The 7,644-nt window shown below is 44.4% G+C and carries 6 protein-coding genes; 3 read left to right on the forward strand and 3 right to left on the reverse strand.

Annotated elements, in window-relative coordinates; all coding sequences use genetic code 11:
• Positions 1-6 precede the first annotated feature (6 nt).
• From AB4161_RS17840 to AB4161_RS17850, 3 genes are all read right to left on the reverse strand, one after another.
• Positions 7-1,182 carry a homogentisate 1,2-dioxygenase gene (locus AB4161_RS17840; protein ID WP_372083761.1) on the reverse strand — a complete coding sequence of 392 codons (1,176 nt, stop codon included), beginning with the start codon at positions 1,180-1,182 and terminating at the stop codon, positions 7-9.
• The gene (gene hppD, locus AB4161_RS17845) at positions 1,175-2,248 is read right to left on the reverse strand and encodes a 4-hydroxyphenylpyruvate dioxygenase (protein WP_017091952.1); all 1,074 of its coding nucleotides are present in this window, start codon (positions 2,246-2,248) and stop codon (positions 1,175-1,177) included. Before hppD ends, AB4161_RS17840 begins: the two co-directional genes overlap by 8 nt.
• 437 nt (positions 2,249-2,685) lie before the next feature.
• Positions 2,686-4,734 carry a DUF3466 family protein gene (locus AB4161_RS17850; RefSeq protein WP_372083763.1) on the reverse strand — a complete coding sequence of 683 codons (2,049 nt, stop codon included), beginning with the start codon at positions 4,732-4,734 and terminating at the stop codon, positions 2,686-2,688.
• A gap of 301 nt (positions 4,735-5,035) precedes the next feature.
• On the opposite strand from AB4161_RS17850, the gene AB4161_RS17855 reads away from it, so the two are divergent.
• From AB4161_RS17855 to AB4161_RS17865, 3 genes are all read left to right on the forward strand, one after another.
• Complete coding sequence (locus AB4161_RS17855) at positions 5,036-5,281, forward strand: hypothetical protein (RefSeq protein ID WP_010432281.1); 246 nt, start codon at positions 5,036-5,038, stop codon at positions 5,279-5,281.
• A gap of 288 nt (positions 5,282-5,569) precedes the next feature.
• Entirely contained in the window at positions 5,570-6,940 is a 1,371-nt protein-coding gene (locus AB4161_RS17860) for an ATP-binding protein (RefSeq protein ID WP_372083767.1), read from the forward strand.
• Positions 6,937-7,602 (forward strand): response regulator, encoded by a 666-nt coding sequence (locus AB4161_RS17865; protein ID WP_017061237.1) that lies wholly within the window; start codon positions 6,937-6,939, stop codon positions 7,600-7,602. The genes AB4161_RS17860 and AB4161_RS17865 overlap by 4 nt, the downstream gene beginning before the upstream one ends.
• Positions 7,603-7,644: the final 42 nt, after the last annotated feature.

The following is a 7,644-nucleotide window of genomic DNA, read 5'->3' on the forward strand; positions in this document are numbered from 1 at the left end:
TGTCCCTTACTTCTTATCGTCAGCCATGGTTTGAGAACCTGTCTCTTGCAAACCAGTGTCTTGCCAACTGTAGACATATTCTTTGTTCTCAACGCTATCGAGTTCATCAGAGAACTGCAGCGCGTGGCGAGTATCGATCATCACCGCGACTTCATCAGTGAACTTTTTCTTATACGCTTGCCCTGCCTTAAAGGCTTTTGGGTGAGGCCCATGCGTGAAGCCTGCAGGGTGGAAGGTCACCATGCCCGCTTCAATGTTATCGCGGCTGAAGAAGTCACCAGCGTGATAGAACAGCACTTCATCGTAGTCGTCATTGTTGTGATAGAACGGCACTTTCAACGCACCTGGATCGCTCTCAATCGGGCGTGGCACAAAGGTACACACTACAAAGCCTGCGCCAACAAAGGTCGTATGCGCAGATGGTGGCAAGTGGTAACGATGTGACATCAGCGGTCTGATATCGCGCCAATTCACTTTCACCACAGCCAAATCCCCATGCCAACCAATCGCGTCTAAAGGATTGAACGGATAAGTGATCACACTGACTTTGTCGTGGCGTTTCACCTGAACTTGGGTTTGATCTTCGGAGTACTGAGCGCGGAATTGATCGTTGATCGACGGGATTTCAAGAACCGCTGGATCAAACACCGCGTGATTACCGACCATGCCTTTCTCTGGCAGGGAGTAAGCCGCGTCTGTGTTCTCAATCATCAAGATGAACATCGGCTCACTTGGCTCTAAACGCCAGTTGGTTGAGCGCGGGATCATCACGTAATCCCCTTCACTCACGGCTAGATGACCATAGTCACAATAAAGATCGGCGCTACCTTGGTGAATGAACAGCAGCTCATCACCATCAGAATTACGCACCAAGAAATCCATCTTCTCGTCCATGCGCCACACTCGGATTTTGCAGTCAGCGTTGTGCAAAAGATGAGGCACCGCCCAAGGGGTTATCTGGCTGGCTTTTTCCACCAGCGTAAAATCAAAAGCGCGAGGGCGTAAATCACCTTCCCACTCCGACCAACCTGTTGGGGCATGCTGGTGATGAAAATGAGCGGCAGGGCCGAAGAATCCACTTCGGCCCGCCTCTCGCTCATAAATTGCCTCTTCGGGGAAGTCGGCATGCGCTTGTTTAGAGCACACCCCCTCCCGATGAGGAAACGAGATCCATTTATGCATCGTCTAATACTCCTCGACGAATCTGGTCCTCTTCAATCGATTCAAACAGCGCCTTGAAGTTACCTTCACCAAAGCCTTCATTGCCTTTACGCTGAATGATTTCAAAGAACACAGGCCCGATTACGGTCTGCGTAAAAATTTGCAGCAAAATGCCGTCTTTGGTCGGTGCGCCATCAATCAGAACACGCAGGTCGCGCAGCAGATCGGTGTCTTCACCGTGGCCTTTCACACGATCGTCAACTTTCTCATAATAGGTATCTGGGGTTGGCATAAAGTCCATACCGCGATCACGCAGAGTCTTCACGGTTTTGTAGATATCATCGGTGGCGAGTGCGATGTGTTGGATACCTTCGCCGTTGTATTCACGAATGAACTCTTCAATTTGTGATTTGTCGTCGGAAGACTCATTGATAGGGATACGAATCTTGCCACACGGTGAGGTCATGGCGCGGCTCACAAGGCCTGTCAGCTTACCTTCAATATCGAAGTAGCGAATCTCACGGAAGTTGCCCAGACGCTCATAGAACCCAGACCATACATCCATATTGCCTTGTTTCACGTTGTGCGTGAGATGGTCGATTTCATACAAGCCAACATTAGCTTCGGCCATGCGCTGTTCCGCATCGTCATAGAATCGGAAATCGACGTCATAGATGCTCTGCTTGCCATAACGATCCACAAAATAGAGCAGGCTTTCACCGATACCGTAAATGGCAGGAATGCTTAGCTCCATCGGCCCTATTTCTGTTTTGTACTCTTCACCACCGCCCTTAAACGCTTGTTCCATTGCAGCTGTCGCTTCGTTGACACGAAAAGCCATGCCACACACCGATGGCCCATGCACTTTAGCGAACGCTTCCGCTTGGCTGTGCGGTTGTTCATTAACGATGAAGTTGATGTCACCTTGTCGATACAGCCAAGCCTCTTTTGAGCGATGCTTGGCGACCTCAGCAAAACCAAGTGACACAAACAGTGCTTTAAGTTGCTCAATTCCCTTGTGGTCAACGGCCGTGTATTCAACAAACTCGAATCCATCCGTGCCAAGCGGGTTGTATGTATCCACCATGAACTTTCTCCTTGTACCTATTGGTTTTGTATTACGTGATTTTTGTCCTTAATTAAATTTGGCCCACAAGCGGAAATAATGGAATGGATGGAGGAAAATGGGCAATTTCGATGAAATCCCATCAATTTGTAAAATAATTGTTACACACAAACCATCACAACAGGAAAGTGAGTGCTATCAAGGGATTGAAAGATGGTGGTTTGATTTACAGCAAAGCAAGAGATGTTACTTAACTGTTACAAGTGATTTTTTTGGCTAAAGCAGAAAGAGATAAGTGTATGTTGAACGTAAAAAGAGCATCACAAAACAGGTGATGCTCTTTTAAAAAGCTTCATATCCCAGCGGTATTCTTATGGGACGAAGTATCAAACCTAACCCATTACTTTAATGGTTGACGGTCAAATAGAGGTTGTTTCTCTCGTGAGCACGTCATCAATTTAGGCAATCACAGAACGAGACTTTTTCAAGCGAACTGAAAGCACGGACATTAAACTGATAAGCACCAATAGCCCGGTACCGGCACCACTACGTTCAACATCTTCAGCGCTATCATCACTTCTTTCAGCAATGTCTTCACTTGTTGCTCCAGATATCGGGATAAGTTTTACAGCCACCACCCTCTCGTCACCTACTCCATCATTACAATAAGCAAAGTGTGCGGTTGAATCATAAGCCATAGAAGAGGAGCTACTTTCACTCGCAAAACATTGTATTGCCGTCCCTGAGATAACACCCGCGTCATTAATGTCGGTTGCGTCCAATATTCTAAAGTGGTTGTTGGCATCACTGTCGTCACCACCGTTAGTTAGGTCGTCTAACCACCAAGCTTGATCATTATATCTTGCACGTCTATCAGCATCGGTACCAGTGTCGTTATAAGGGAAAATGAAGCCGCGATGCCTTCTTTCATGTCCGTCTACTTCAGCGTGAGTTTCGGCGTCAACATAGCCAACGATTTCATTGTAGCTGTTGATCTCACTTGCTTTTCCCTCTGCACTGTCAAAGAAAATGTCTTCACCTAAACTTGCGAAGAATGTGGCTGTTGGCGTTGTGTCATTCGCATCAGCGACGAACATACGATTATCAGACACACGATCCGACGGATAATCACCATCTCTTTTTGCATAACCAATAACCATCATGTTTTCATTAATGTCTGTTGCGACAGAATTACTGTGAATGTATGAATCACTCACTTCTACCGTCGCATTAGCGATAAATGTAGTCGTCCAAGCATTTTCCGAAACGCTGAAATTTGACGTACTGCTTGGCCTAAACACAGCAGCCTGCATAAGAAAGTTATCTGAATCATCTAGTTCCGTATTGTAACCAACTAAAACAGGATAAGAGCTATATGTCCCTCTAGACGAAATCGTTGCAGCCCTCACACTCGCTTGTGCTGAAGCTTCATCATCGTTGTAAGAGTAATAGGTCGAACTGGTTTCCCAATCGGATACTGCAAAACGGTTTCCATCATCATTGGGACCATTCGCATCGGTTATATTCCAGACAAAAGCTCGATTAGCAAAAGCAAAGTTCTGACACTCTGGATATAAAGCAGGCTCAATATCTTCATCGATACAATTATCTAGATCCTCAGCATCACTGTCGGATGTGTACGGAGAGTCATAATCTTTGTATCCATCACTGTAATAAAAAGTCGCAACGGACGCGCTTCCGACCACATAGCTTTCCCCTCCATAACTGAAAGAGTCAAAAGCCATCGTTCTTCCCATTTGGGAGATTATATTCGCTTCGCCGTTAGCATCGCTGATCGTAATGCTGGTATCGGCTTCAGGTTGGAGAACCGTAAATTCAGTGCCTGTATCGTAGTAACCACGCTGCCTATACAACTGAATATATTGGTTGTTATAACTGTAGTAACCACTGCTGGTGTTACCAAGAACAAAACCATTCTCGTCAACTTTAGTGATCACCTTCTCCTCTGTTCCATCAACAAAGGAATAACTATAACTGCTCACATCAGGTGGGTTGCTGCCAACATCTGGGATCTCGCTTAGCGAAGAAGAATCATAAAAAGCCGTGGAATTGGTCTGATAGCTCAGCCCGTAATACGCATCACGCTCATTTTTCAAGCCTCCAATGCCCGCATCATCATCGCCATACCACAATAAAGAACTCCAAGCTTCACAAGTCGCGTAGCCAAGTTCGCTCGTGCAGTAGCTATAGATATCGTCATAATCCAAATAGTAGAACGTGTTATCGATACCAAAGGGGACCTCCTCTTTAAAGGAAAAACCTGGTTCTGCATTTTGAGCTTCCCCTGCGAATGCGTAGTCGGTGTCACCACAACTGGTACTAAAGCAATCCGTTGTACCAAGCTCTGGTTCAACTGCGACCCCATACACCGATTCAGTTTCTACTGGTGATTCCTCCAAAACCACCCTATAAAGCGCAGCGTTACTATAAGAAGCAACCAACAACGTAGAAGAGACAACGACTGATTTTTTTACCATTGCCTTCATTCTACGGCTCCTAAAAAATAATCCATTTCAATACCAACGATAGCTTTCTGCCTTTATTGCTAAAGGCATTAAATTCATGAGTTCAATAGTGGACTAGGATAAAAATAGAAAATGTGGAAACTATGTAGAAACAATGGAGGTTTAAACAACCTGACTTGATGGGCTGATGAACTGATGCCCTATTAAAGTTAAACGCTAACTTTCATCTCCTAGATTTATCCATTTTCTCTGCTAATTTGATCGCTAACCTATTTGCGTCAAAGAAATACACTTATATTTGGTTACGAATAGGAATTAAATTATGAAAAAAATCACGACAGCATTACTTTTACTGACATCGACATTCGCGCTTCAAGCGTGTGCTGAAAGCCGTGAAGGCCCAAGAGAAATGCCAAGCTTTGAAGAAATGGATGCAAACGGTGATGGCGAATTACAATTAGAAGAGCTCAGAGGTCCACTCGCCGATGACTTTGATAAACTAGACGCAGATGGAAGCGGTGGTCTATCGGAAGAGGAAGTTCCGCCACCACCACCAAGACGTCAATAATGGTTAGAGGGTTATCCTAAAATAGTGATAATTCAATGCGAGCTGATGGGGTATAGCACCCTGTCAGCTCGCTATTCGTTTCTAACAAAAGAGTGCTTATACATGGCCTAAGATGAATAAAGAAATCAATGTCCATATTTCCCACACGATCGAGGGCTAATATTGGTTTATCTCATTTTATTGTCTTAACTCACTCTATCGTCTTAATTCACTTTAATTTCTGGAGAGAACGTGCGCATATCAATTTTCACCAAACTGTTTGTTTCAATACTAATGGTGTGCGTGACCATGCTCTTTGTACTGACCTATTTTATTAACTCCAGTTTTCAAAGAGGGCTCCAAGATTTCACAAATAATAATGAGATTGCCCTAGCTCAAGAACTCGCCAATAACTTAAAGCAATATTACTCACCTTCCGAACAGTGGAGGCGGCTAGAGCGTGAACCACATTTAATCGCCAGTAGCATTGGCGGCCCCTCACGACCACATCCTCGTGACAGACACCCATCGCCACCACCATTAAGAGAGCCGGAAGCGCCAGGCCTTCAACCTATTTGGCAACGACTCAACATTTTAGATCAAGACGGGCGAGCCATAATTGGACCGCCTGAAAACCTACATCACCTTGAAGATGGTCAGCATCAAGCGCTAGTCGAAATAACACTGGATGATCAAGTTATTGGGTATATCTCCATCGTCCAGATGGATGAAATATCAGGGCCTTTAGCAGAAAGCTTTTTCAAACAACAAACGACGCATGTAAGCACTATCGCATCGATTACCGTGTTGCTTTCATTCCTTATCTCTTTGTTTCTTGTTAGGCGATTTTTGAAACCATTGCGTGCTTTGTCGAAAGGTGCCAAATCTATCGAAAATGGCGATCTCGATTTCTACATTAAAAAAAGCGGCAATGATGAATTGTCCGATCTCATCGGAATATTCAACGGTGTTGTCGAGACACTAAGAAAACAGAAAACACTTAGAGAACAGTGGTTATCAGATATTTCACATGAACTTAGAACGCCTATCACCGTGCTTAGAAGTGAACTAGAGGCGCTACAAGACGGTATTCGATCACCTGAACCAAAATACATCGACTCGTTACATCAACAAATCATCACACTGGGTCAACTCGTTGAGGATCTTCACCAACTCTCCCTGTATGACATCGGATTTAACCTCAATGTTAAAAACAACGTTGATATACATAAACTGATTGATTCTGTGATCGTTCAAAACTCGATCCGTTTAGAACAAAAAAACATCACATTAACAAAGCACTATGACCATTCGGCGCCACTGTTTACCTCGTGTGATGAGAGATTACTGACACAACTGTTTGTGAATCTGTTGGAAAATAGCGCACGATACACTAGCGATAATGGGCATGTATCGATAGATGTTACCGACATTAGTGATAGTATTATTATCAACGTTGAAGACAGTGATCCAGGTGTACCTGATGCATCACTTCCACGTTTATTTGAGAGGCTTTACCGCGTTGATAAATCGCGCAGTCGCTCAAGTGGCGGTTCTGGACTTGGCTTATCTATCTGTAAAAATATCGTTGAAGCGCACCAAGGACACATTACTGCCGACCACTCAGAATTGGGTGGACTACGAATCATCATAGCGTTACCAAAGGAAATAAAATCGTGATTTTAGTCGTCGAAGATCAGCCTGCATTAGCAAGTGTACTGTGTGAGTACTTAGAGCACTCTGGCCTTGAAAGTCATCATATTATCGATGGTAACCTTGTCATTGACTGGGTAAAGCAAGCATCGCCTAAACTCATTATTCTCGACCTCATGCTACCCAATCGAGACGGGTTGGATATTTATCGAGAGCTGAGAACGTTCAGTGACATCCCAGTGGTTATGGCGACAGCCAAGGTCGAAGAGATTGATCGACTCGTTGGGCTTGAACTGGGTGCAGATGATTATATATGTAAGCCGTACAGCCCGAGAGAAGTGGTTGTGAGGGTGAAAAATATTTTGCGCCGTTCCAACAAGCCCCAAGCCACGTCAACAACGAACGCCATTGATATTGATGAATTGAGTATGACCGCCGTCCTATGTGGTATTAAGCTAAGTTTAACGCCAGCTGAGTTTCGGCTTTTGCACCTTCTCTATCAAAATGTTGGCCGCATTTATAGTCGCGATCAATTGATTGATAAAATCTACGACGATAGAAGAGTGGTCAGTGATCGCACTATCGATAGCCATATTAAAAACTTACGCAAAAAAATGGTCTCGATAAATGAAAAATGTGACTACATCAAATCCATTTACGGGATAGGTTACAAACTAGAAATAGAATAATACGAATCAAAAAGCCGCTTTCATGAACTGACCCCCAATAGT

This window comes from Vibrio sp. 10N.286.51.E5 (genome assembly GCF_041469125.1).
In the GTDB taxonomy this organism is placed as follows: domain Bacteria; phylum Pseudomonadota; class Gammaproteobacteria; order Enterobacterales; family Vibrionaceae; genus Vibrio; species Vibrio crassostreae_C.

Bases quoted from the DNA above. Each gene is read 5' to 3' on its own strand.
- AB4161_RS17850 (WP_372083763.1), bottom strand. From the start codon at position 4,734: ATGAAGGCAATGGTAAAAAAATCAGTCGTTGTCTCTTCTACGTTGTTG.
- AB4161_RS17860 (WP_372083767.1), top strand. From the start codon at position 5,570: ATGCTCTTTGTACTGACCTATTTTATTAACTCCAGTTTTCAAAGAGGG.
- AB4161_RS17855 (WP_010432281.1), top strand. From the start codon at position 5,036: ATGAAAAAAATCACGACAGCATTACTTTTACTGACATCGACATTCGCG.
- AB4161_RS17840 (WP_372083761.1), bottom strand. From the start codon at position 1,182: ATGCATAAATGGATCTCGTTTCCTCATCGGGAGGGGGTGTGCTCTAAA.
- hppD (WP_017091952.1), bottom strand. From the start codon at position 2,248: ATGGTGGATACATACAACCCGCTTGGCACGGATGGATTCGAGTTTGTT.